This window comes from Pleomorphochaeta naphthae (assembly GCF_055396005.1).
Map to the genome: position 1 here is coordinate 1,612,520 of NZ_AP042457.1, position 26,046 is coordinate 1,638,565.

Annotated in this window: 25 protein-coding genes; 9 read left to right on the forward strand and 16 right to left on the reverse strand. The window is 28.9% G+C overall.

The features are described from left to right. Nucleotide 1 precedes the first annotated feature (1 nt). Nucleotides 2-958, reverse strand: coding sequence for a carbohydrate kinase family protein (locus tag ACZ5SO_RS07330; RefSeq protein WP_464627719.1), 957 nt, complete (start codon nucleotides 956-958; stop codon nucleotides 2-4). 25 nt (nucleotides 959-983) lie between these two features. Further along, entirely contained in the window at nucleotides 984-2,021 is a 1,038-nt protein-coding gene (locus ACZ5SO_RS07335; RefSeq protein ID WP_464627720.1) for a LacI family DNA-binding transcriptional regulator, read from the reverse strand. Nucleotides 2,022-2,728: 707 nt separating this feature from the next. On the opposite strand from ACZ5SO_RS07335, the gene ACZ5SO_RS07340 reads away from it, so the two are divergent. From ACZ5SO_RS07340 to ACZ5SO_RS07360, 5 genes are all read left to right on the forward strand, one after another. Further along, nucleotides 2,729-4,165 carry a mannitol dehydrogenase family protein gene (locus tag ACZ5SO_RS07340; RefSeq protein WP_464627721.1) on the forward strand — a complete coding sequence of 479 codons (1,437 nt, stop codon included), beginning with the start codon at nucleotides 2,729-2,731 and terminating at the stop codon, nucleotides 4,163-4,165. Between the two features lie 45 nt (nucleotides 4,166-4,210). Further along, nucleotides 4,211-4,987: an SDR family oxidoreductase gene (locus tag ACZ5SO_RS07345; RefSeq protein ID WP_464627722.1), complete on the forward strand. Its 777-nt coding sequence runs from the start codon at nucleotides 4,211-4,213 to the stop codon at nucleotides 4,985-4,987. A 66-nt stretch (nucleotides 4,988-5,053) separates the two neighbouring features. Further along, nucleotides 5,054-6,025: a sugar ABC transporter substrate-binding protein gene (locus ACZ5SO_RS07350; protein ID WP_464627723.1), complete on the forward strand. Its 972-nt coding sequence runs from the start codon at nucleotides 5,054-5,056 to the stop codon at nucleotides 6,023-6,025. A 185-nt stretch (nucleotides 6,026-6,210) separates the two neighbouring features. Further along, the gene (locus tag ACZ5SO_RS07355) at nucleotides 6,211-7,698 is read left to right on the forward strand and encodes a sugar ABC transporter ATP-binding protein (protein WP_464627724.1); all 1,488 of its coding nucleotides are present in this window, start codon (nucleotides 6,211-6,213) and stop codon (nucleotides 7,696-7,698) included. A gap of 13 nt (nucleotides 7,699-7,711) precedes the next feature. Further along, nucleotides 7,712-8,686 carry an ABC transporter permease gene (locus ACZ5SO_RS07360; RefSeq protein ID WP_464627725.1) on the forward strand — a complete coding sequence of 325 codons (975 nt, stop codon included), beginning with the start codon at nucleotides 7,712-7,714 and terminating at the stop codon, nucleotides 8,684-8,686. A 91-nt stretch (nucleotides 8,687-8,777) separates the two neighbouring features. On the opposite strand, the gene ACZ5SO_RS07365 is transcribed toward ACZ5SO_RS07360, so the two are convergent. The 4 genes from ACZ5SO_RS07365 to ACZ5SO_RS07380 form a co-directional block, all read right to left on the reverse strand. Continuing rightward, on the reverse strand, nucleotides 8,778-9,800 hold the full coding sequence (locus ACZ5SO_RS07365; protein WP_464627726.1) for a LacI family DNA-binding transcriptional regulator: 1,023 nt from the start codon (nucleotides 9,798-9,800) through the stop codon (nucleotides 8,778-8,780). Nucleotides 9,801-9,901: 101 nt separating this feature from the next. Then, nucleotides 9,902-10,837 (reverse strand): RloB family protein, encoded by a 936-nt coding sequence (locus ACZ5SO_RS07370; RefSeq protein WP_464627727.1) that lies wholly within the window; start codon nucleotides 10,835-10,837, stop codon nucleotides 9,902-9,904. 123 nt (nucleotides 10,838-10,960) lie between these two features. After that, nucleotides 10,961-12,298, reverse strand: coding sequence for an MFS transporter (locus ACZ5SO_RS07375; protein ID WP_464627728.1), 1,338 nt, complete (start codon nucleotides 12,296-12,298; stop codon nucleotides 10,961-10,963). A 250-nt stretch (nucleotides 12,299-12,548) separates the two neighbouring features. After that, on the reverse strand, nucleotides 12,549-13,376 hold the full coding sequence (locus tag ACZ5SO_RS07380) for an MBL fold metallo-hydrolase (protein WP_464627729.1): 828 nt from the start codon (nucleotides 13,374-13,376) through the stop codon (nucleotides 12,549-12,551). A gap of 344 nt (nucleotides 13,377-13,720) precedes the next feature. Here ACZ5SO_RS07380 and ACZ5SO_RS07385 point away from each other — a divergent pair, with 344 nt between their 5' ends. Beyond that, nucleotides 13,721-15,175 (forward strand): MFS transporter, encoded by a 1,455-nt coding sequence (locus tag ACZ5SO_RS07385; RefSeq protein WP_464627730.1) that lies wholly within the window; start codon nucleotides 13,721-13,723, stop codon nucleotides 15,173-15,175. Nucleotides 15,176-15,258: 83 nt separating this feature from the next. Here the strand turns inward: ACZ5SO_RS07385 and ACZ5SO_RS07390 are convergent, their stop codons facing one another. The 3 genes from ACZ5SO_RS07390 to ACZ5SO_RS07400 are packed head-to-tail and all read right to left on the reverse strand — an operon-like array spanning nucleotide 15,259 to nucleotide 17,020. Further along, nucleotides 15,259-15,996 carry an ABC transporter permease gene (locus ACZ5SO_RS07390; protein WP_464627731.1) on the reverse strand — a complete coding sequence of 246 codons (738 nt, stop codon included), beginning with the start codon at nucleotides 15,994-15,996 and terminating at the stop codon, nucleotides 15,259-15,261. Nucleotides 15,997-15,999: 3 nt separating this feature from the next. Beyond that, nucleotides 16,000-16,728, reverse strand: a complete 729-nt coding sequence (locus ACZ5SO_RS07395) for an ABC transporter ATP-binding protein (RefSeq protein WP_464627732.1) — start codon at nucleotides 16,726-16,728, stop codon at nucleotides 16,000-16,002. Continuing rightward, nucleotides 16,715-17,020, reverse strand: a complete 306-nt coding sequence (locus ACZ5SO_RS07400) for an AbrB/MazE/SpoVT family DNA-binding domain-containing protein (RefSeq protein WP_464627733.1) — start codon at nucleotides 17,018-17,020, stop codon at nucleotides 16,715-16,717. The genes ACZ5SO_RS07395 and ACZ5SO_RS07400 overlap by 14 nt, the downstream gene beginning before the upstream one ends. A 350-nt stretch (nucleotides 17,021-17,370) precedes the next feature. On the opposite strand from ACZ5SO_RS07400, the gene ACZ5SO_RS07405 reads away from it, so the two are divergent. Beyond that, nucleotides 17,371-17,496, forward strand: coding sequence for a helix-turn-helix domain-containing protein (locus ACZ5SO_RS07405; RefSeq protein ID WP_464627839.1), 126 nt, complete (start codon nucleotides 17,371-17,373; stop codon nucleotides 17,494-17,496). A gap of 4 nt (nucleotides 17,497-17,500) precedes the next feature. On the opposite strand, the gene ACZ5SO_RS07410 is transcribed toward ACZ5SO_RS07405, so the two are convergent. The 5 genes from ACZ5SO_RS07410 to ACZ5SO_RS07430 all read right to left on the reverse strand — a co-directional run bounded on the left by ACZ5SO_RS07410 (nucleotide 17,501) and on the right by ACZ5SO_RS07430 (nucleotide 21,114). Beyond that, nucleotides 17,501-17,827 carry a cupin domain-containing protein gene (locus ACZ5SO_RS07410; protein ID WP_464627734.1) on the reverse strand — a complete coding sequence of 109 codons (327 nt, stop codon included), beginning with the start codon at nucleotides 17,825-17,827 and terminating at the stop codon, nucleotides 17,501-17,503. A 75-nt stretch (nucleotides 17,828-17,902) separates the two neighbouring features. Further along, a complete protein-coding gene (locus ACZ5SO_RS07415; protein WP_464627735.1) occupies nucleotides 17,903-18,538 on the reverse strand; it encodes a hypothetical protein in 636 nt (211 codons plus the stop codon). Nucleotides 18,539-18,648: 110 nt separating this feature from the next. After that, on the reverse strand, nucleotides 18,649-19,197 hold the full coding sequence (locus ACZ5SO_RS07420) for an HDIG domain-containing metalloprotein (RefSeq protein ID WP_464627736.1): 549 nt from the start codon (nucleotides 19,195-19,197) through the stop codon (nucleotides 18,649-18,651). 233 nt (nucleotides 19,198-19,430) lie between these two features. Further along, nucleotides 19,431-20,456, reverse strand: a complete 1,026-nt coding sequence (locus ACZ5SO_RS07425) for a PfkB family carbohydrate kinase (protein ID WP_464627737.1) — start codon at nucleotides 20,454-20,456, stop codon at nucleotides 19,431-19,433. Beyond that, a complete protein-coding gene (locus ACZ5SO_RS07430; protein ID WP_464627738.1) occupies nucleotides 20,449-21,114 on the reverse strand; it encodes a bifunctional 4-hydroxy-2-oxoglutarate aldolase/2-dehydro-3-deoxy-phosphogluconate aldolase in 666 nt (221 codons plus the stop codon). The genes ACZ5SO_RS07425 and ACZ5SO_RS07430 overlap by 8 nt, the downstream gene beginning before the upstream one ends. A gap of 130 nt (nucleotides 21,115-21,244) precedes the next feature. Here ACZ5SO_RS07430 and ACZ5SO_RS07435 point away from each other — a divergent pair, with 130 nt between their 5' ends. Continuing rightward, nucleotides 21,245-22,012, forward strand: a complete 768-nt coding sequence (locus tag ACZ5SO_RS07435) for an IclR family transcriptional regulator (protein ID WP_464627739.1) — start codon at nucleotides 21,245-21,247, stop codon at nucleotides 22,010-22,012. Nucleotides 22,013-22,448: 436 nt separating this feature from the next. Here the strand turns inward: ACZ5SO_RS07435 and ACZ5SO_RS07440 are convergent, their stop codons facing one another. Then, nucleotides 22,449-23,765 (reverse strand): fucose isomerase, encoded by a 1,317-nt coding sequence (locus tag ACZ5SO_RS07440; RefSeq protein WP_464627740.1) that lies wholly within the window; start codon nucleotides 23,763-23,765, stop codon nucleotides 22,449-22,451. A 120-nt stretch (nucleotides 23,766-23,885) separates the two neighbouring features. Further along, nucleotides 23,886-25,043: an ROK family transcriptional regulator gene (locus ACZ5SO_RS07445; protein WP_464627741.1), complete on the reverse strand. Its 1,158-nt coding sequence runs from the start codon at nucleotides 25,041-25,043 to the stop codon at nucleotides 23,886-23,888. Between the two features lie 172 nt (nucleotides 25,044-25,215). On the opposite strand from ACZ5SO_RS07445, the gene ACZ5SO_RS07450 reads away from it, so the two are divergent. Beyond that, the gene (locus ACZ5SO_RS07450; RefSeq protein WP_464627742.1) at nucleotides 25,216-26,046 is read left to right on the forward strand and encodes a transketolase; all 831 of its coding nucleotides are present in this window, start codon (nucleotides 25,216-25,218) and stop codon (nucleotides 26,044-26,046) included.

Below are 26,046 nucleotides of genomic sequence, written 5' to 3' on the forward strand. Positions count from 1 at the left end.
TTTAATTAGTTTTTGTGGCTTTTAATTTTTCTATTTCTTCTAAACTTGGCAAGATTCTAATAACACCTCTTCTACTTGCTACAATAGAAGCTGCTGCATTAGCAAATAATAAGATATCTTTTAAGTTTTCTTCATTTAAATTATCTATGCCAATTTCAAGCACCTTAGACAAGGAACTTCCCATAAAACTATCGCCTGCACCAGTTGTATCAACACAAGCAACTTCTAAAAACGTTGGGACAGTTACACAAATATCTTTATAATAAGCTTTAGATCCATCTTTACCTAATGTTAAGAAAATTAAATCAATATTATATTCTTTTCTAAAAGCCTCAATAGCCAAATCTAAATCATCAATACCAGTAAACCAACTAAGCTCATTATCAGCAATTTTCAATACATTACAAACTTTAAAGCCTTCAATAAAAGCTTCTTTTGCCTTATTTAAATCATCCCATAAATTTGCTCTTAAATTAGGGTCAAAAGATATTAATAAATTCTTTTCTTTTGCTATTTTAATAGCTTTAAGCGTTGCTTTTTTACACTTTTCATTTGTCATAGATAAAGTGCCAAAATGAAAAACATCTTGATTTAAAAATAAGTCTTCACTAATATCACTTTCACTTATCTGTGCATCTGCACTTCTATTAAAAGTAAAAGATCTATCACCTGAGCTATCATGATGAACAAATGCAAGTGTAGTTGGATATTTATCACTTTTAATTAAGCCTGATGTATTAATACCAGCCTCAACAATTGCTTTTTCTAATTGTTTTCCAAAATTATCATTACCAACCTTACCAATAAAAGTTGGTTTGTGAGATAATTTACCTGTCATTGCTAAAAAATTACAGGGAGCTCCCCCTGGATTAGCTTCATAAATAGGATTTTTAATATCGCTTTCCCCAACTTGAATAAAATCAATTAACAATTCACCTAATGCCACAATATTTGCCATAAAATATAACTCCTCAAAACATTTATCAAGATAAGTATTTAACCTCATTTTGTTTTATAGATACTAATCTTGTGCCAATTCTATAATCAGTATAAACAAAAGTATCACCATTAATCCTGCTTAAAAGCAGAGTTGCTGCCTTTCTGCCAATAGCCTTTGTATTTTGCTCTACAGCTATAATTTCTTCTTTAAAATTTTTCATCCAAAAGGCATTATCAAAAGTTCCAAACAAAATATCTTTTTGTAAAGTAAAATTATGCTCTTTTAGATAAGATATTACACCAAAAGCACAAAGGTCATTTCCAGAAATAATACAATCAACCTTTTTTTCATGGATAGCATAATCTAAAATTTGAGCCCACTCAGGATCTGCAGCTAATTCACTATAAACTTTTGGTCTAGTATTGCCATAAATAATACAATCATTGTCAATTTCAATATTATGTTGTTCTAAGGAATCTTTATAACCATCAACTCTCATTTTAAAGGTAGTATCAAATTTAGAAGAGATAAAAGCTATTTTTTTTGCACCTCTTCTAATTAGCTCATTAGTTAAGGCAAAACTTCCAACTGCATTAGTAATTAAAACTGTATCTCTCCTTATATTTATAGGTTTTCTATCTATAAATACTAAAGGGATATGTTTTACAATTACTTCAAGATCCCTCCAATCACTGTTTACAGGAATAACAATAAGTCCAGCTAAATTCTCTAATTTACACAATTCAAGTTGTCTTTTTTCTTTATCTTTATCTTCGTGTGAATTTATATATAATAATTCATAACCTCTTTTATAAAGAACTTGCTCAATTGCGGACCCTATTTCATGATAAAAGTAATGGCTTAAATTAGAAACTAAAAAACCAATAGTCTTTGACTGTCCATTTCTAAGCTTCCTAGCTGTAGGGTTTACTTTATAATTTAATTCCTTAATAGCATTATTAACAACTATCCTAGTCTCTTCTTTAACTTTGCAAGAATTATTTATAACATGAGAGACTGTTGCAGTTGAAACACCAGCTTTTTTTGCTACATCTTTCATTGAGACTTTATCAAAATACATTGTATCCTACTTTTAATCGATTATATGAAACATAATAGGATATATTGTTTAAAATTGCAAACTATTTTTTTTATTTTTTAACTTAGTCCAGTATATTACTAAATTATTTAAATAAAATCAGAGAATTTAAACAATTTTTATAAAGCTAGAAATAATAGATTAAGATTTTTGTAATAAAAAATCCCATTTATGTATAATAAAACAAAATCCCTTAACAAAAATATAGTAAAATGATAAAACATATAAGATAGAGTTTTATCGATAAATAAATATTTTTATTACTTCAAAAAGTTTTTTGTATTTTCTTATATTATAAATAATTAAGTAAAAATTTAATATTGAATATAGTTTAATTTATGTCTAATTTTTTGAAATTATTACACTTTTTTTAATCGATTAAAAAATATTTATTTTTTTTTGCTTGCGCTATATAAAAATCAATGGTAGATTAATTTTAGACACGAAAGAATTGAATATAAATAATATAAATTCAAAGGTACTACTTTAGCATCATAGCAATATAGCATAAATAATTTCTTATTTAACAACGAATTATATTTATATTATTTAAATTTCACTAAAAAATTTGTAACTTATTGATTAAATTCAACATTAAAAATTTTAACTAAATGACTTTTAAGTTATTTTTTTTAATTACAAAATTTAATCGATTAAAAAACACTTTTAAATCAAGAGGAATGATAAATATGTTAACACTTTCGAATGATAATTTAACAAAAATTGAGTCTACTTCCATTCAAGTACCCCATTACAATCGCAAAGGATTAAAACCAGCCTTAGTTCATATTGGACTTGGTGCATTTCATAGAGCTCACTTTTTATCTTACATTGAAGAATTAATGGAGAGAGGAATTTACAAAGATGGAGTTTATGAAATTGATTTAATTCCTACAAAGAAAGAATTTTATACTACTTTGAAAGAACAAGATTACTTATATACTGTTTTAGAAAAAGATCCTTTTGGAAATGAAAAGCTATCTGTTAGAGGTGGAATTGCAAACTATGCTAATTTAACTATAGATCCTGAAACTGTTTTTGAAGTTCTCACTTCTACTAATACAAAATTGATTACTCTAACTGTTACTGAAAAAGGTTATTGCTATGATAGTGAAAATCATAAATTAGATTTAAATCATCCTCTTATCATGAAAGATTTAAAGTCTGAGGAAAATCCTTCTTCTGTTGTTGGTGTTTTATCTAAATCTTTACTTACAAGATTTAATACTACTAAAGAGCCTGTAACTATTATGAGTTGTGATAATGTTCCTGAAAATGGGAATATGTTAAAAGGCTGTGTTTATGAATTTATTTCACTTAAATATCCTGAAATTTTAGATTGGGTTAAAGAAAATATATATTTCCCAAATACTATGGTAGATAGAATTACTCCAGCAACTTCTAATGAAGATATTAAAGAATTAGAAGAAAAATATGATATTAGAGATATTTGTGGCGTTCATTGTGAAGATTTTAAAACATGGGTAATTGAAGATATTAAAATTGATCAAGTTCAAATGTTCAAAAAAGTTGGTGCTTTAGTTGTTGAGAGTGTAACTCCTTATGAACTTATGAAGATTAGATTATTAAATGGTGCTCACAGTGCCCTTTCCTACCCTTCATACCTACTTGGACATAGAGATGTTGATGAGGGAATAAACGATCCATTAATTAAAGATTTTATTAGAAATCATTATATGGAAGAGATTACTAAATCTTTAAGTCCTGTAGAAGGTGTTGATTTAGATGAATACAAAAATCAACTAATTGATCGTTTTTCTAATAAATACATCAAAGATAAATTACTTAGATTAGCTAGTGATGGTTCTAAAAAGATTAGCAATGCAATTGTTAAACCTTTATTAGAAATCTCAGATAACAATGCTCTTATTCTCTCATTAGCATTCTGGGCAGTTTTCCTAAAAGGTGTCGATAGTGAGAACAACATTATTCCAATAGAGGATCCAAATGCTGATTTACTTCAAAAATTAATTAAAGATGATAAGAGTTTTATGAGTTATTTGGGCATTAGTGATCCTACCATAATTAAGAAATTTAGTGCTTTTAAAGCTCAAATTGAAAACTCTAGTGTTAGAAGCACATTAGAAGAATTTTTAAAAAACTAATATTTAAATTAAGGTTATTTAATAAAACCTGAGGAGAAAACAATAATGGGTATTATTGAAAAAATGAGATTAGATGGTAAAGCAATCTTTGTAACAGGAGGTGCTCGCGGTATTGGTAAAAGTGTTGCAACTGCTTTTGCTCAAGCTGGTGCTAATTTAGCTATCGTTGATATCGACATTGAAGAAGCTACTAAAACAGCTTCTCTCTTAAAAGAAACTTACAACGTTGAAACGATTGCAATTAAAACTGATGTTACAAATCCAGATGAAGTTAATAAGATGATTGAAATCATTTTAGATAAATTTGGAAAATTGGATGTTGCTTTCTGTAATGCTGGAATTTGTATTAACGCTCCAGCTGAAGAGATGACTTGGGAACAATGGAAGAGAAATATTGATATTAATTTAACTGGTGTCTTTTTAACAGCACAAGCTGCCGGCAAGGTAATGTTAAAACAAGGCTATGGCTCAATTATTAATACAGCTTCCATGTCAGGTCACATCGTAAATGTTCCTCAACCTCAATGTGCATATAATGCATCAAAGGCAGGAGTTATCCTTTTAACAAAATCTTTAGCAGTTGAATGGGCTACTCGTGGCGTTAGAGTTAACTGCATTAGCCCAGGATATATGGCAACTGAATTAATTAAAGAGTCAGAACAATTAAAACCATTAATAGCTAAATGGAATGATATGGCTCCTATGAAGAGAATGGGAAATCCTGAAGAACTTCAATCAATCTGTGTATATCTTGCAGGCGATACAAGCACTTTTACAACAGGGTCAGATATCGTAGTTGATGGAGCTTTCTCTTGTTTCTAGACAAATAACAAAATAATCCAAACTTTGGATTTAATAAATAGAATATATAAAAAAGGAGATTTTCTTATGAAGAAATTTTTATTAGCACTAGCAGTTGTTGCTTTTGTAGTCGCACCAGTATTTGCAAGTGGTTCAAGCGAAAAAGAAGACGGAACTTTTAAAGTTGGAATTACTATTCAATCTTTAGAAAACAGTTATTGGGCTGGAGTTTTTGGTGAAGTTGAGGAATTATTAAAAGAAAAAGGTTGGGATTACACTATCTTAGCTTGTAATGATAACTCAGCTACTCAAATTCAACAAATCGAAAACTATATCACAAACGGTGTAGATTTAATCATGGTACACCCATCTGATCCTAATGCTTTAGAAGATTATTTAGCTACAGCTAGAAAAGCTGGCATTAAGGTTATGTGTTGGGATGATAAAATGACAAACACTGATGTTAACTGGGTATTAGATAATACTGAACTTGGTAATGCAATCGGTTCTGAAGCTGGTAAATTTATATCTGAACATTATACCACTTCTAATCCTGCAGAAGTTGCAATTATCAACTATCCACAAACACCTATTCTATTAGATAGAGAAAATGGTATTTTAGCAGGTCTTAAAGCTGAAGCTGATGGTAAATATAAAGTTGTAGCTCAACAACCTGGTTTAGATGCAGCTACCGCTCTAACAGCAATGGAATCTATCCTTCAAGCACATCCAAATGTAAAAGTTGTTTGTTCAATTGGTGCTGGTGGAGACATTGGAACTAATGAAGCTTTCATGACTTTAACTAAAGGAAATATTCCAGATGATATGGGTATCTTCTCAGCTGATGCTACACAACAACAACTACAAGCTATTGTAAATGGCGAAGCAACAAGAGCTTCAGTTGGATTTGAAGGTTCAAACAAAAAAACAGCAGCAGCTTGTGTTGATATGTATGAAAAACTATTAACTGGTTATGAATTTGAAGATCAAAATGTATACAGACCATTAACAGTTATGGATGCATCAAACGCAGCAGAATTCTTAGCTGACTTTACTTAAAAAAACTTTATATCAGTACCCTATTTTATATAGGGTACGCTCTCATAAAAACAAAAGGATATTATAATGAAAAGTTTGGAGAATAAAAGAATTCCCTAAAACTACTAAATTTACCAAAAGGTATGAAAATTATAGAGATAATGAAATATATGAAAGATTATTTCATATAAAAAAAGGGAAAAGTAATGAGTGAATATATACTAGAATTACAACATATTGTAAAAAAGTATCCAGGTGTTCTTGCCCTAAATGATGTATCTTTGAAAATTAAAAAAGGTCAAATTTTAGGTTTAATTGGCGAGAACGGTGCCGGAAAATCAACATTAATCAAAACATGTTCCGGAGCTGTAATACCAACATCAGGAAAAATCATTGTAAACGGTAAAGAGTTTACACATATGAGCCCACAATTAGCTCGAGAAAATGGAATTGCAATTATTTATCAAGAATTTAACAACATAAAAGGGTTATCAGCAGCTGAAAATTTATTTTTAGGAAACCCAATTAGAAAAGGTCTTGTAATCGATAGAAAAGCTATGGAGAGAGAAGCCGAAAAAGCTTTTGAACAACTCAATATAAAAATCGATCCAAAAGAATTATGTGGTAATTTATCAGTCGGTTATCAACAGATGATAGAGATTGCTAAAGCTATTAGATTAGATGCAAAGGTATTAATCATGGATGAACCTTCTGCTCCACTAACTAGTAGAGAAGTTGAATCTATGATGAAAGTCTGTGAATTATTAAAATCTAAAGGTGTAGCAATTATTTACATCTCACATAGATTAGAAGAAATCTTTAGACTATCTAGTGAAATTGTCGTTTTAAGAGATGGTGAATATATCGATACTCTTGAAACTGAAAAATCTACTGTTGATGAATTAATTCAATTAATGGTTGGTAGAGAACTAAAAGAATCTTATCCTAAAAAAATTAAAAATACTATTAAAGATGAAGTTATCTTAAAACTAGAAAATGTTTGTGGTAATGGCGATAAAAATGTTAATTTAGAGGTTAGAAAAGGTGAAGTTCTTGGAATTGGTGGCTTAGTTGGAGCCGGAAGAACAGAACTTGCCCAAATGATTTTTGGATCAGTATTAAAGGACTCTGGTAAAATATACTTTAATGGTAAAGAAATAAATCCAAAATGTCCTAAAGATGCAATTGAACTAGGTATCGCCCTTGTTCCTGAAGATAGAAAGAGACATGGAGCAATCCTACACAATTCAATTAACCATAATATAAATATGCCAATTTATGATCATTTTTCTAAATTTTCCAAAATAGATGAGAAAAAAGAAAAAGAAATCACAAATAAACAAGTTAAGGAATTATTAATAAAGACTCCTTCAATTAATCAAATTGTAAAAAACCTTAGTGGTGGTAATCAACAAAAAGTTATCTTAGGTAAATGGCTTGCTGCTAATTCACAACTAATTATATTAGACGAACCAACTAGAGGTATTGATGTAGGTGCAAAATTTGAAATTTACAAAATTATTAACTCTCTAGTTGAACAAGGGAAAACAGTAATTTTAATCTCTTCTGAAATGGAGGAATTAATCGGCATGAGCGATAGAATTGTTGTTTTCTCAGAGGGTGTTATTACAGGTGAATTACAAAAAAATGAATTTAGTCAAAATGCAATAATGGCTTTGGCTTCTAATTGTTAAGGAGAAATATAGTATGAATGCTACATTAAGTGTAAAAAATAATAAAAATGAAATATTAAATCAATTCAAGGCTAAAGCCATTTGGGTTGTTCTACTTTTGTTAGTAATAGGCTTTTCTATAGCTAACCCTAGATTCTTATCATCTAACAACTTGTTTACTATCGCAAGACAAGTTTCAATGTACGGAATTGCTTCTATCGGAATGACTTTTGTTATTTTGATAGCAGGTATTGACTTATCTACTGGATCTATTATTACAATAGTCAATGTTGTTTGTGCATACCTTATGGTAAACATGGGTTTAAGTATCCCAGCTGCAATAGCACTTTCAATGTTATTAGCTCTGGCAATAGGTTTTTTAAATGGAGCTCTAGTCTCAGTTATTGGAATTCCAGCAATTATCGCAACTTTTGCAACTCAAATTATTTTTAAGGGTGCTGCTTATTTAATTTCTGGTGGTGTTCCAATTTATGGATTCGATGAAAGATTTAAAGTAATTGGTCAAGGTTATTTAGGAGTAGTTCCTGTTCCTGTAATTATCATGATTGTTTGTTTTGCAGTTGGATCATTCATCTTAAATAAAACATATTTTGGTCGTTATTTCTATGCAGTAGGTGGAAATGAAGAAGCTTCAGAATTATCTGGTATAAAAGTTGGAAGAACAAAATTCTTAATTTATACTTTAGCTGGATTCTTTGCAGGTTTAGCAGGGATTGTTATGTTATCTAGAACAAATTCAGCACAACCTACAGCAGGACTTGGTTATGAATTTGATGTCATCACATGTGTAGTTTTAGGTGGTGTATCAATTACAGGTGGATTTGGTAAAATTAGTGGTGTTGTCGCTGGTGTATTAATCATTGGTGTATTAACAAATGGAATGGTTTTATTAAATATTAGCACATATATGCAATTAATTGTTAAAGGTCTAGTATTAATCATTGCTGTTGGTTTTGATTGTTATCAAAAGAAAAATGCAACAACTTAAATTTATGAAAGTTTAGTTTTTTCAAACTATTCATATAATATCAATTGAAGAGGGACAAAGGTCCCTCTTCTTCTATCTAATTATATATTATTTATTTCTTTTCGTTTAAAACAACTATATTCGTATTTATACAATACTCATCATAAATGAAAGTTTCACCTTTTAATCTACTAAGTAAAATAGAAGCGGCTTTTTCACCCATGGCGCTAGTATTTTGTTCAACAACAATTAACTCTTCATCTAAATTTTTCATCCAAAACGCATTATCGAACGTTCCAAAAAGAATATCTTTTTGTAGTGTAATATTGTTCTTTTTAAAATATGAAATAGCAGTAAAAGCAAACAAAGCATTACCAGAGACAATACAGTCTACTTTTTTTTCATTAATTACAAAATTCAAAATTCTCTCAAATTCTTCATCACTTGCAAGTTCAGTGTAAATCTTTGGTTTGTAATTTCCAAAAATAACACACTCCTCATCAACCTCTAGACCATGTTGGTAAATAGCATCTTTAAATCCATCAAGTCTAAGTTTCATAGTACTATCTAACTGTGGAGAGATAAAAGCTAACTTTTTAGCACCTCTATTTATTAATTCATTAGTTAAATTAAAACTGCTTTGAGCATTTGTAATTAACACAACATCACGTCTTATATGTTTGGGCTTTCTATCTATAAAAACAGTTGGTGTATTACCTAGTATATTTTTAATAGAACTCCAATCATCGTTTACAGGAACAACAATTACACCTGCAAAATCTTCAGATGTACAAAGTTCAAGTTGCTGAATTTCTTTTTCTTTATCCTCGTGAGTGTTTATATAAAATAATTCATAACCATTTTTATTTAAAACTTCCTCAATTTTAGCACCGATTTCTTGATAAAAATAATGGGCTAAGTTAGAGACTACAAAACCAACAATCTGTGAATGCCCCGTTCTTAAACGTCTAGCAGTAGGATTTACTTTATAATTTAATCTATCAATAGCTTTATTAACTTTAGTTTTTGTTTCTTCTTTTACATTACATGAATTATTTATTACATGCGAAACAGTTGCAGTCGAAACACCAGCTAATTTTGCTACATCTTTCATTGAAGGTTCACTTGATTTCATATTTTAATTAAATCCTATATATATTTTGTTAATCAATATTAATCTTATTCTATCTAAAAATCAATGATATAAACACTGATACCTTTTGTACTTGGCAAATATTAAAATTGATTATTATTTAATAGTTGTCCCACTAATATCCCAACATTACTACCAAGTTCATTTTTTAAATCATCAATCGATTCTTTATATCGTTTCTCATTTTCAATAGCTACAGATATTCTATCGATTAATTGATTAAAACATATATTATTTTTTTCATAATCTCTCAATAATTTTTTTAATTCATTCTCGCAATAATGGATTGGATTATCATCACTACTTAATTTTTTATTATCTAAAAGTAGAGCTCTATCTAATGTAAAAACCTCATTAAAATGTAATAATAGCCAAAATTCAAAACAAGGATTTGATACATAAAGAGAGAAATTATTAGCTTGGCATGAATTAACTAACATTTCATATTGCTTATTATTAACACTTCTTCTATCTCTATCTACTATTAGACAAACTTTATCTAACTTTGGATTGAATGGTATAAATTGGGAGTTAATAAACTCATCTAATTCTTTAATATCATATTCTTTATTTATTTTAGTTAATACACTGTCTGTAATATCTTCTGCTATTGATTTAGTGAAATCAAAGTTATCATTCTTTGATAAATTGTATTGAATTTTAACTAAGTCAATGAGATCATCATATAAAAAGGATGCATCTTCTTTAGTCGACAAATGTGAAGAATTATAGAAACAAAATTCTACTATGGAACTAATAAAGGAAGAAACATTTCTTTTATTATTTGATAAGTTATCTATACAAAATTTTGTCCTTTGCATTGCTTTTAGAGGATTACTCCAACCTAAAAAAGTATGATTTCTAAGCATTAAAATAATTTCAATATTCGGATTAACATTTAAAATATCTCTATTTTTAATTATACCCTCAAAGTACTGTACTTCAGTTTTAATACCTTCAAAAGAAAGGAAGATTTTCTTTTTATCTTTATTTATTGGTGAATAAATTTTTAATCTCATTTCTTTAAAATCATAACACAATATTTAACAATATAGAAAAAAAACTCATAAGGATAGTAGATTATTTTATCCTTTATCCTTAAGAGTTTATTAATTTATCAAGTTGATGATTATCGATTTAAGCTATTTACTTTCAACAGACCAATTAGATTTCAAAACAAATATTAAAAATATTGCTGATACAATAATTCCAACAAGTCCTACAATATTATAATTATTAGTAAATTTCTTAGCCAAACTAAACAACCATGGACCGATTGCACTGCTAGCCACTACTATAGCCATGGCAAATCCACTAATAGCCCCATAATGCTTTCTACCATAAAGTTTTGGCCAAGTTACAATATTTAACATTCCAAAAAGTCCCCCACCTATACCAAAAGATATTATTAATATAATTCTAGATACTGGGTAAGATAAGATTAACATAGAAACAGAAGCTAAAATGAGTGATACAACATAAGATATATAGATATATTTAATGGAAATTCTATCACTTAAATAACTTGCTAAAAATCTTGAAATAACTGAAATCACTGAAATAGGTAAAAATATTTTAACAGCATCGGATGCATTTACACCAATTCCATCAAAAATTGAAACAACATGGAAAGTAAAAGCTGTGTTGTATAAACTCCAAAACCCTAAAGATAAAAGAATTACCCAATAAAGAGGATCTTTTCTAGCTTCGGCCACTGTTTTATCAATTTCTGCATCCATAACCTTATTTTTCTTTGATAGTTGTTTTACTTTCATCCCTTGTTCTACTTCCATACCATACTTACTTGGCTCAGCTCTAAAAAAGATTAAAACTAGTGGGAAAAAGATACATATTAAGAATAAGGCAATTACTATTAATGCCTTATCCCATCCAAATCTAACTATCATTGAATGGAGAGGTTGTGGAGCAAATGAAAAGCCAAAAGCTGTTATTAATCCCATAATTCCAACAGCAAATCCCCTTCTGAGGCCAAACCACTTTGCAACCATTCCTCTTGAAACTAAAGTTAAAACACCTTGTCCGAAAAATCTAATTCCAAAAAAACCAAAGGTAATAACTACAAAAACAGTAAGTAGATGTGGGACATTAAATAAATTAGTTAAGAAATTAATTATTGATGGAGAAAATCCTAAAATTAATAAAAATAGGCCTAAAAATACTGAGGAAATGGCAGCAACAACTCTTGCACCATATTTGTCAAAAAATATTCCTGCATAAGAAATTATTAAGCTACTTGCTAAAGTTCCTATCATATATGCAGTTGAAATTTCTACCCTTGTTATATTGAGATTATTAATATAGTAATCAGTAAAAACGGAAACACCCATTGTTTGACCTGGAATACTAGCTAGAACACCAAGCGATCCAAACAATAAAATAACCCAACCATAATAGAATGGGAATTTTGATATATTGAATAAAGATTTTTTCTTAAGAACTAAACTATTTTTTTGAGACATAAAAACTCCAATCTAAAATTAATAGATGCGAGTCTATCAAGTTTTAATACAACATTCAACAATAAAAATTAATTTTAAGTTATATTATTAGTATTTATAAAATAATATAACCAATAGTTGATTTTATTTATCCTTTATCAATATTTTAACCTTCATATATCATTTAATCAGACTTTTGATGTTTAACAAAAAAAATAGAGTGTAATTTTTTTGATTAACTACACTCTTTAAATTGATATCAATTCATATATTATAATTCTAATACGGCACCTGTTGATATCCTAAAAGCCTCAATCTTAGAATCTCTTTTTTTAATAAACTCAATGATTTTATCTCCTGTACAATGACCTAAATAAACTTTCTCAACGCCCTCTCTCTCTAAAGCTGTTATAGTTTTTTCAATCCTAGACTTTTTTGCTTTTGCTAAATGAAGACCACCAATAATTGTCTTAACTTTTTTACCATGAATTTTTGATACAGCTTTAATTATAGATATGATACCTGGATGAGAACATCCTACTATTACAGTCAATCCGTCTTTCTTGTCAAAAACCAGAACTGATTCATCTAGGAATTTATCAGGATAATAACCATCACTCTCTTTTATATAAAAATTTTTTGGCAATTCTTCCATACCTTCAGAATTTTCTATATTGGAATGGATAAAAATATGAGGAGCTAGTTTTAAAGTTTTTTCAACATATGTTGTGTGAATTACAAAACAATTTAAAAACTTTTCATCGAAATCTGCTCCTTTATAATAATAAACACCATCTTTCAAACTGTATTTATCATAAAAAAATCTATCACTACAAATTAATTCTCGGCATCTAAATTTTTTAATAAACTCAGTAAACCCACAACAGTGATCATAATGAGAATGTGACAATACTACCGAATCAATAGAATTTAAATTTTTTTTAAGTAAATGCGCATTATATATGAAATTAGAATTGGGTCCAGTATCAAAAAGTATTTTTAAATTATCAATTTCTAAAAATAAAGAGAGTCCATGAGCACATTTTCCATGAGAGAAATTATCATTATTGTTCTCTAACAATACTGTACATGTATTCATATTTTTACCTTCTTTTGTTTAAATCTGTAACTATATAATATATCAAGTAATTCAATATAGCTATCAAATTCTATAGTTATGTAACAAATTTATAATTATTTTTTTTAATTTCATTCGATAAGAAAGATAACATTTTAAATATCTCTTATTACTTTATAGATGAAAAAAATATCAACAAATCAAAAATTATATTATATTTTGTTTATAGTAAACTCTCTAAATAATTTAATTATTATTTAAAATAATTATCATTATTACATATTTATGTTACTTATTTTTTAGAAAAAGTAACATTTGTAAAACAATTCTTTACAAATGAAAAATGCTACTATATTATTTACTTTATGGAAATAAATGCAAAACAAGATATTAGAAAAGTTAAAACAAGAAATATAATCGCATATGGAGTTGGAGACTTCTTTGGAGGTGGTTCTTTTTTAATTATAAGTACTCTATTTATGATGTTTTTAACAAATGTTGCTAAAATACCTCCACAGTATGCAGCAATTGTAGTTTTAGTTGGAAAAGGATGGGATGCTATTAGTGATCCACTATTTGGCATTTTATCTGATAAAACTAAATCAAGATTTGGAAGACGCAGGATTTATTTTTTACTTGGAATAATCCCTATAATAATTAGCTATTCCCTATTATGGAACAGTTTTAAATTCGATTCTTTAGTACTAAAAGTTTTATACTACACTTTTACATACACTCTTTTCTCAACAGTTTTTACAATGGTTATGGTTCCTTACAATGCCTTAGTTAGTGAAATGAGTGTAGAATATAAAACTAGAGCAAGATTATCAGGATCAAAAATGGCTTTCTCACAGTTTTCAGCTTTGATTGCTGGAACAATTCCGGGATATCTTGTTAACAATGTATATAAAGATAATCCTGAGATAGGATTTAGAATTGTTGGTTTAGCTTTTGGCGTTCTTTACGCTATTCCTTGGGTATTTGTGTTTTTGGGCACCTTCGAACAAGAAAATATACCACATCAAGTATCAACTCTTTCCTTGAAAGAGAGTTTCAAAGAATTAAAGACTCTTCTTTCTAACAAAACCTTCAAAATTCATATTAAAATGTATTTGCTCGCCTATGTTGCAATGGACATTTTATCAGCAAGTTTTATTTATTATGCAACTTATTATTTATTTAAGGCAGAGAGTTTTTATTACTTTCTAGGAGTTTTCCTCTTAGCTCAACTTTTAGCTTTAGCATTCTATATTTATTTCTCTAATAGAAAAGGAAAAGCTGTGGCTTATAGAGTTGGAGCAACTATTATTATATTAACTATGATTTTATTCATGTTAATTTTAAATCCATCATCACCAACCTATTTAATAATTATTCTTTGTATAATAATGGGTATCGGTTTTTCAGCAATAATATCAATGCCTTGGGCTATGCTTCCTGAATCTTGTGATGTTGAAATTCTTTGCCATGGGAAAGACCGTTCTGGAGCTGTTTGTGGAATGTTTACATTAATTAGAAAGTTGACTCAAGCTGTAGTACTTTGGATCTTTGGTAATGTTCTAGCCATAGTTGGATTTAATGCCGAACTAACTCAACAAACTCCTTTAACAGTAAATACAATTAGAGTCTTATTTAATGTAGTCCCACTCATTCTAATGATATTTGGCTTATTATGTAGCAAAAAATATAAAGTTAATCCAACTACTTTTAAGATAGCTAGAAGTGAAATTGAAAGAATTCAAAATGGTGGCAAAAGATGTGATATCAAAGATGAAGATAAAATTATTATCGAAGATTTAACAGGTCATCCGTACAAATGACTCTCCCTTTAATAGTTTATTACCTCCTTGGCAATAGTTATTAATTTAGCTATTGCCTTTTAATTTTATAAACATAATAAATTTTACACATTATCACTTTTCATTTTTTTATTAAAAGCAATAATTGCAATACTTAAAACTACAATATCATAAACAATGACCCAAATTAAATGTGGCCAAATATTACTAAAATTACCAGCTAATGTTTGTCGGCCTGATTCAACAGCATGATAAAAAGGAAGAATATAAGATATTGATTTAAAAACCCCACCAATTAAATCTAAATCAAACCAAGTTCCAGATAGCCAAGCTGTTACATTTGTTAACAAGGCTCCACAAACTCCACCAACTTGCTTATCATTAAATATACTACCACACAATAAGCCAAAGCCTATAAATAATAGAGCAGAAGGTATAAGTACAATAATTGTGAGTATAATATTAAAAGTAAATGTTAAACCTAGAATAATAGCTACTAAAAAACAAACCGCAATTTGTGCTATGGACATAGGCAATAGAGGAATTGTATATCCAAAAATAAAATGTGAAGATCTAAGTGGGGAAGTAAAAAGCCTAAGCATTAGTGAACTCTCCCTATCTTTTGCAATCAACATACCTGAAAAAAGAGAAATAAAAGATAAGCCAAAAACAGCAACACCAGGGGTTAAACTTGATAATTCAAAAATTGGAACTGGAATATTTGCTTGCAAAGCTGTAAGTAAAAACAATAAGATAACAGGAAAGCCAAGTCCAAATGCTAAATTAAATTTATCTCTAATTATTTCTTTTGTATTTCTTGAGGCAAAAACTAAAACTTTCATAATTTATTTCTCTCCTTTATTTGCAATACTTACAAAAGCATCTTCGAAGTTGTTTGAATTGGTTTGATCCATCAACTCCTTAGAAGTTCCTATAGCTTTAATTTCTCCATTAACCATTATACCTATCCTATTAGAAAGTGCTGTTGCTTCTTCTAAATAGTGTGTTGTTAATATAATTGTTACTTTATCTTTCATACTGTTAATTAAAGTCCAAAGTTTTCTCCTAGCAAGAACATCTAAACCTAATGTTGGTTCATCTAAAAATAAAATTTTTGGATCGGTAATTAAAGCCATGGCAATACTTAAATGACGTTGCCATCCACCTGATAAAGTACTAGCTTTTTGTTTTGCAACTTCTTCCATATTAAAAGAAGTAATCATATTATTTGCTTTTTCTTTTGATTCTTGTTTACTAAACCCAAAAATACCTGCTATAAATTCTAAATTTTCTCTAACAGTAAGATTTGGTGCTATAGCCGTTTCTTGAGGTGAAACGTTTATAATTTCTTTAACCTTTATTGGATTTTCAATTACACTGTTTCCCAATAAAAAAGCATCGCCACTTGTTGGTCTAATTAAACAAGATAACATTTTAATAGTTGTAGTCTTTCCAGCTCCATTAACACCTAAAAGTGAAAATAACTCACCTTTGTTAATAGATAAATTCAAATTATTTACAGCTAAGGTTTCTTTATATCTTTTTGTAAGATTCTTTGTTTCAATTGCTATCATCCTCTTTTTGATCCTCCTCATTCAATTGTTTTATTTTATTTGCAAATACTTTACTGTCTTCTTCACTGTGATCGGGATATATTTCTTTAGCCCGACCTTTAAAAATTGCATCTGCAATCTTGTTAAATACCCCCATTCTTTCTATTGCAATTCCTTTTTTTGAATCAGCTAATAGTAAGAGAGTATCACCAGAATTGATATCAAACATATCTCTAACTTCTTTTGGAATAACTATTTGTCCCTTTTGCCCCACTTTAACAGATCCCATATATTTACTACTTTTTTCTTTCATTAATTCTTCTCCTAAATATTAATTTCATACTAGTTCTATTAGTTATACAAGTCATACTTGTAATATTAATTCTACTATCATTATACTTTTTGTCAAGATTTAAATATTATTCAATAAAGATTTTTTTTACAAATTTGTATTAAAATCTATAAAATTCTAATATAAGTGAAAGAAATTTTTATCAGCAAAGGAAATATTGAAGTCTAGTATTCAATTAAGAAAACAGTTTAAACCTTATATAAATTGCTTAGAATTAAAATTGATAAAAATGAGAAATTTGTCTCCAAATTTTATGAACTTAAATAAGATAGATTACTTTAAATTATATAAATTTAGTTCTATATAAACAAATTAAAACCACAACCTTGAACATGGAAGAAATTTCAAGTCGTTGTGGATTTTCAGACTATGCATACTTTTTTCAAGTATTTAAAAAATATATGGGAAAATCACCTAAAGCTTATGCTAATATATAATAAACTAAATAAAATCATCCCTTTTAGGAGTGAACACATCTATGACAGTTCCCTCTTCAAGGCAAAGAGTACCATGTTTTGAATTAGGAGAAAAATAAATAGAATCACCTTCCCCAACTATTTCTTTTTTCCCATCAATTTCAAACTCAAACTTTCCTTTTGTAATATAGGAACACTGTTCATGAATGTGAGAGTGCAAAGCTCCAATTGAATTCTTTTTAAAATTTACTTCTACAACCATAATGTTATCACTATAGGAGAGAACTCGTCGTTCAACACCCTCTCCAACACTTTCAAGAATAACATCATTTGATCTAACTACATGACTCATTTCAACTAACCTCCCAAAGGTTTTCTAAATAGCTTATTTATTAATAACTATTATTTTATTTCGCAATTTCTATAATTAAAAGGTTGATAAAACCTTATAAGTAATCTTTTCATTGTTTGCTTCAATAATTTCAAATGATGAATTCTTTACGTTTATTATATTTCCTTTATCTAAATCATAAACTAGATCAATAGTGTAAGCATCTCTAGCATAATTTGAACTAAATTCCCTATATGAAAAATAAACTAAGTTATTTTCGCATCCTGTGTAAATAATTTGTTGTTCAAAAGAATCATCACTATAACTAAAAGATCTCTTATAATCTTGTTCATCAATAAAATTATAATCTGTTACATCAACACAAACCTTGCCATTTTTATCTTCTAACAATTGTGGAAAAATTGAATATGAACCCAAAAAGTCATTGCTTCTATATACTAAATCACCATACTCTGATTCACCAAGTAAAATATATGTTCCTTTAGGAGCTCTAGTGCCATAATCAACTAATAATTCAATTGTGGGCTTTCTATTATAAATAGCTTGAGTAAATATGGTATCCCCTACATAAACTGTGTTTGATTCTCCTAATTTTGGGATCGTAACATTTTCAACTTCACTTTGATAATATGTTTCAACCCCTGTTGTAGTACAACTTGTTAAAATAATTATTACAAAAAATATAGTAAAAATAATTTTCTTTTTTAACATCATAAACCTCCACAAAAGATGTCTCATTTAAATAAATTCTACTAATTAATACATAAAAAAGATAACGGATTAGTTTATTCTAATCCGTTTAGAAGCGAAAATATTTTTTATTATAACCCAATATCGCTTGCAACTTCACTCATTGCTTTAATTGAAATCTCCATTATTTTAGACAATTCCATTCCCATAAGTTTAGCTCCCTCTGTTATAACATCTCTATTAACACCTGCTGCGAAACTTTGGGCTTTGAATTTCTTTTTTACACTCTTAACACTCATGCCGTCCATTTTAGTTGGTCGCATAAGTGCAGTAGCATTTATAAGCCCACAAAGCTCATCTATAGTATATAAAACTTTTTCCATTTGCAATTTAGGTTCTATATCAGTACAGATTTTCCAACCATGAGAGCAAATAGCTCTAATAAATTTTTCATCTACATTTTCTTCTTTTAATAACTCTTCTGTTTTAACACAATGTTGTTCAGGCCATTTTTCATAATCTAAATCATGAAGCAACCCCACATTTCCCCAATACTCTTCATCTTCATCATAATATCTTGCGAAAGCTTTCATTACAGCTTCTACTGCTTTACCATGATTAATTAATGCTTCGCTTTGATTATATTTCTTTAATAAAGTTAGTGCCTCATCTCTTGTCATATAATTACCTCTTTTTTGGCCTATTATAACATCTTTAAATAAAAATAATAAAGGGATTTTTATTATTATGTATCTAATAATATATTAGAGAAAGAAAATTCTAAATTTATACTTGGGTGTAGATGGGAAAAATATTTATTAAAAAAGTGCATAAGTAACTATTTTATAAATTACCTATACACTAATTTTCATCATAGAGTAAAACAATTTTTCAAAGTTATTAACTAATAAAATTACCTAACAACTCTACCTGAAGCATTACCTGCAGCGAGAGATTTTACTTCATCTAAACTAACCAAATTATAATCATGCTCTATAGTATGTTTTAAACAAGAAGTTGCAACTGCAAAGTTGATTGCATCTTGTGATTTGAAATTATTAAATAGACTATAAATTAAACCAGCACTGAAAGAATCTCCACCACCTACTCTATCAACAATTTGAATAGTATAGTTTGGAGAAAAATATGCTTTATTATCTACATATAGCATAGCTGCCCAAGTATTTACACTAGCACTAAGACTTCCTCTAAGTGTGAAAGCAACTGTTTTAATATCAAACTTTTCACTTAATTGTTTAGCAACATCAATATATCCATCTTTGTTTAATTCACCCTTCTCAACATCCGTATTACCGGCTTGTAAATTAAACACATCTTTTGCATCTGCTTCATTTCCGATACAAACATCAACGTAAGGCATTAATGTTGACATAACTTTATTTGCTTCATCTCTAGACCAAAGTTTTGATCTATAATTAATATCACAAGAAATTGTAATACCTTTTTCTTTTGCTTTTTTACAAGCTTCTAAACAAATTTCTGGAAGCTCTCCACCTAATGCTGGAGTTATACCAGTGAAATGGAACCAAGTTGCTCCAGCAAAAATCTCATCCCAATCAAAATCACTTTTTGTTGCTAAAGAAACAGCTGAATATTTTCTATCATATATTACTTTTGAAGCTCTTTGGGAAGCACCTTTTTCTACAAAGTAAGAACCAACTCTATCTCCACCTCTAGTAATATCACTAATATCTACACCGTAATTTCTTAAAGAATTAACTGCGGCTTGACCTATTTCATGTTTTGGGAGTTTTGTAACAAAAGAAACATTTTCTCCAAAATTAGCTAAAGATACAGCAACATTTGCTTCTCCACCTGCAAAACTTACTTCAAAATTATTTGCTTGTAAAAATCTTAGATACCCTTGAGGATTTAACCTCATCATTATCTCTCCAAAAGTAACTATCTTATTAGACATTCTTAATCCCATCCTTTATTTCTTTACATATTTGCATTGCTTTTTTAGCTCTATTTGTAATTTCTGTATAATTTCTGTCTTTAATCAGATTTCCTTTAGCAATCCAACTACCTCCTATTGGACAAATATCTTTTTCACTTGCCCAAGCTGGTAAATTTTCTTCATTAACTCCACCTAAAGGGAAATATTTAAGTCCTAAATATTTATATGGACCTGTCATTGCTTTAAAGTACTTTATTCCACCTAAAGCTTCAGCTGGGAATAATTTAACTAAATCACAACCTAACTCAACAGCTTTTTCCAATTCACTAGCAGTTGAAATACCTGGAGCAAATGGTAATCCACAATCTTTTGCTTCTTTCATTATTTTAGGATTTAACCCTGGAGCAACTGCAAAAGAAGCCCCTAATTCTTTAACTCTTTTAGCTTGTCCAGGTTTAATAACAGTTCCAACTCCAATCATCATCTCTGGTACGTTTTTATGTATTAAATCTATAGCATCATATGATACTGGTGTTCTTAATGCTAATTCTATAGCAGTAATTCCTCCTGCAACTAAAGCCTTTGCACTATCAACTGCTGTATCTAAATCATCAATTACTAGCACAGCTACAATTAATTTCTTTTCAAGCTCTTTAATAATAGCTTTATCCATCATATACAAAACCTCCTGTTTCATTTTTAATTGACCGTTTCATTTTTATAACATATAATACTTTTTATAATGAATTATTAATTCTGTCAAGAGAAAAATGAAACACATTAACAAAAATGAAACAGAGGTATAAATGGAAGAAAATAAAGTTACTGCAGTAGAAAGAACTATGTTAATACTAGAAACAATTGCAAAAAATAAAAAAATAATATTATCTGATATTGCTAAACAAACTAAAATTCATAAAAGTACTGTATTTAGATTTTTAAATACCTTAGAAGATTTAGGATATATTGCTAAAACTCCTAAAGATGAACAATATTTTTTAACAAGCAAAATGAACAATTTCCATAGCACTTCAAGCATTGAAGGTATCTTACTTGAAGAAGGGGTGCAAATTGTAGAAACTATTGCTCGCCATACTAAGGAGACAGTACATCTTGCAAAACTTAATAATGGAAAATTAACTTATTTACATAAGATTGAATCAACGCAAACTTTAAGAGTTAGTACTGCTAGTCAAATTATGGGAGAAGCACCGCTCTATTGTACAGGACTTGGAAAAGCTATGCTTGCTTTTTTAGATGAAAAAGAAATATTAGATATTGTTGATAACATGACTTTTGAAAAATTTACTGATACAACAATCACCGATAAAGAGTCTTTACTTAAAGAACTGACCAAAATCCGAAAGCAAGGATATGCTCTAGATAATGAAGAACATGAAATTGGTATTATGTGTATAGCATCACCTATTTTAGTTCGTAACAAACCCGTTGCAGCTATTAGTATATCTGCTCCAGTGCAAAGAATCCAAAACAACATTCACAAGTATTCTATATTAATAGAATCTTTAATTGAAACTTTCCAAGAAAGAATTCAAAATCTACCAATTATTTAAAATAATTAACTTTAAAATTATATGGCTATTATATCCAATTATGTTTTAATTCTTCTAATTATTAATAAATTTTTGAGAGTTTATTTTAATTGAAAATAAAGTAGTAAATTAATCTTTTAAGAAAATAAAACTTAAAATTTCTAGACATATTACAAATTGTATCATTAAATTAGTAATTTAAAAGTACTACAAAGCTTATATAAAGAAATGCAACTGACGATATTTATATTAGGATAAGTAAAGTATAATGTTCTATGTAAAGCTCCCTATTAATTTTTAATTACATTTTTCTTTAATGTTATAAATGTGATTAATCAATATTTAAATAAGATTTATTCAACCTTTAAACTTGGATACATTTTAAAAGCTCTAAAATATAAATGATCCGCCAAACACTGACGGATCAACTATGTTATTTCAAAAAAGGAGAAAATTACTACTCAAAGATTTCCCAACCTTTTAATTTTGCTACAATTCTCAAAGGTTTTAAAAAAGAACCATAAACTACACTACTGTGATGAGCAAAACCATTGTTTACTATTATATCTAAAACATCTTTAACAGGTCTATCAAATTTAGCTTTTAGATAAGTTCCTTTCAACAATTTTTCCATTGGAACTGCTGTTGCATCTTGGATAAACATTCTATATTTTCCTCTAGCTGAATCTAATCTTAATACTGAGACATGTCCACTTTTTAGAACAAAATCAGCTGTCACACCTTTTCCTCCAGCAAAATATGTATCGAGAGATCTATTACAAACACCATCCCAAAGATTACAAGGGGCTACCCCGCAATGCCAAAATAATGCAAAATCTTTTTCGAAATCGACTTGTGAGAAATCGAATAAAAATGGCGTTTCAGCTCCAAGAGCCCTATGGGCTATTTGCGAAAGAGATCCATCAATATCACCTTCACAAGTAAATATTTTATCTTCACTTTGTAAAATACTCATAGCAGCACATGGACTTATTCCAAAATCTCTAGCAAATTCTGGCCAGCATCTAATTGCTAAGGCATTTAAATTATTATCTATGTAAAATTTATTTAATTTGGCACTCAAAAGCGATACCTTATTAACTTGATCTTCACTAATCGAGGAGCAATCAAATGTTTGTAAGACTTGTTTTTTTCGACTTTCTACCTCTTGATCATCTACTTTTAAATTAATTACATCTGATAACTCAAAATGATCTACAATCGCCCCTGTATTATCGAATACATTATTATCTTGCACCCCTACATTGAAAAAACCATCTGCCCTAAAGCCTAAAATACCAATGTGACTATTGTTTAAAGCTCTAATAACTCTAAGAGCGTCAATCCAGTCATTATCTATCTTAGAATCTATGCGAACAACATAGTCATCAAAACCACTTTTATATAAATTAGATGCATTTAAATTAACACCACAAACACTATTTAATCTAATTTTACCACCGTTATAGGGTAATTCAGGAAGCCCCCAAAGAAGCATTGGCTTATCACAATGTCTTTTTATCAAGAGTGGTAAATGACCTAAGTGAAAAGTTCCACTAATGCAAACAATCCCATCAAGATTGCTAGAAGCAAATTTTAAACCTGCAGCCTCACCTTCATCTTTTTCGATAACTAAGTTTTCTATAACTGTCCATTCAACATTTTCAATTTTTTTAACTTCTTCTAATATGTTTTTATACAATTTTTCTGCTGCATGATAATCATATGTTTTCCTAGCTAAACAAACTATGCCTAAAGATACTTTCTGCTTCATAAAAAACCTTCTTATTTTATTTATTTCTTACTGAAAGTAAACAATATAAAAAGCAATAAGTCAACTTTTTTTTACTAAAAAAAACAAATATAGCAAAATATTGACTTAATTGATTAATTTTTAATTACTGAAATAATGTTCCATTAAAATTTCCACGGCACCCATTTGAGTTGTTATAGCTGAATATTCTTTACCAAAAATTCTAACAGGAGAAATGATACCATCTTTTACTAATTCATCAGTTTTTTCTCTGATTCTCTTAGATAGTTCCTTTGCAACAACATCACTTGAACACTCGATTAAAATAGTTGAAGGCGTTAAAAGAATTTTTAAGTTTCTAATACCAACAGATAAATATTCACTAGCCTTATCTAGAATTTCAAAAGCTTTGGGATCTTTATCGATAATTCTTTGCTCTAATGAAGAAAATAATGGGGTATTAGGATTACTATCTAAGTCAAGCAAATAAGCTTGTAAGCAACCTTTTCCCTTACAAGTACATACAGGACCATCAAAGCTAATTGGAATATGGCCAGTTTCTAAAGTAACACAATCTGGAGTTATATAAATACCATTTTCACTGACTAAAGCACCATTTACACCTCGTCTCAATAAAAAAGTAAACAAGCCCTTAGGATCTTTATATTCACCATATAGATATTCTCCATATGCTAAGGCTGAACAGTTATTATGCACAATAACATATAAGCCTAATTCCTCTTCTAATACACTTGAAAGTGGATAATGATTTAAGCCTTTAATTCTTGGATAGTCAATAACTATCCCTTTTTCAATATTTACACAACCTGGAGCTGCTACCGATACTCCAATGATTTTACTTCTCTCAATTGAATGCTCTTTAATTATTGAATTTATATTTTTAGTAATTATAGCTACTACTTCATTTATATCAAAATCGTCAGAAATTGAGAGAGTTACTGACGCTACTCTTTTTAACTTAAAATTAAATAAACCAATTAATATAACTCCGGCCCAAAATTCAACTGCTATGGAAAATAAACTATCAGCATTTACTGTATATAATAAAGGTTTTCTACCCTTCTTCCCATCTTCTTTATACTCTTTTTTTATAGGTTGTATTAAATCTTTTTTTTCTAATTCTGAAAAAATTCTAAACAAAGTTGGTGCTTTTAAACCTGTTAAATTAACTAATGAGGATTGAGATATACCATTCTCACGACTCTTATATATCTCAGCTAAAACCATATTAATATTATGAGTTCTAATATCACTAGCTCTCATCACATTCTTCACCATTCACCCATCTCCTATAAGATAATCTACTTTATTTGTAACATATAATATTTACTTTAGAAAGCATTTTTACTTACTTTCACAAATAAAGTTATTAATTTATTAAAATTTCTCTTTACAAATTTCCCTTTTGAATTTATTATTTTCATAAAGAAAGTAATAAAGGTAGGGTAAAATGATTACTAAAACAGAGCTTCAAATATTAAAAAAAGAAGCTAATGAAATTCGTATAAAAACATTAGAAACTATAGGACATCTTGGAGTTGGCCATGTTGGTGGTTCTCTATCTGTGATAGAGGTATTAACTTTACTATATTTTAAAGAAATGAATATAGATCCAACAGATCCCAAAAAAGTTGGTAGAGATTTATTAGTTCTATCTAAAGGGCATGCGGGCCCAGCCTTATATTCAACTTTAGCTTTAAGAGGTTTTTTCCCTTTAAGTTGGCTTAAAACATTAAACAAAGGCGGCACTAATCTTCCTTCCCATTGCGATAGGACTAAAACTCCAGGAATTGATATGACAACCGGTAGTTTAGGTCAAGGATTGTCAGCTGCTTGTGGAATGGCTCTTTCTTGCAAGATTGATAAGTTAGAGAATTACACTTATGCAATCATTGGTGATGGAGAATCTGATGAGGGACAAAACTGGGAAGCTGCAATGTTTGCCTCTCAATATAAACTTAATAAATTAATTGCTTTTACTGATTATAATAAACTTCAATTAGATGGAACAACTGAATCCACAATGGATTTAGGCGATATTGAAGGTAAATGGAGAGCTTTTGGTTGGAATGTCTACAGATGTGATGGTCATGATATTGCAGCAATTGAAAGTAAAATTGAATGTGCAAAATTATCTAATTACAAGCCAAACATGATCATTTTAGACACTGTAAAGGGTAAAGGTGCAGCTTTTGCTGAAAACAAACTTACAAACCACAACATGGTTGTTTCTAAAGAAATTGCTAGTGAGGCAATCAACGAATTAAAGAAGGAGCTCTAA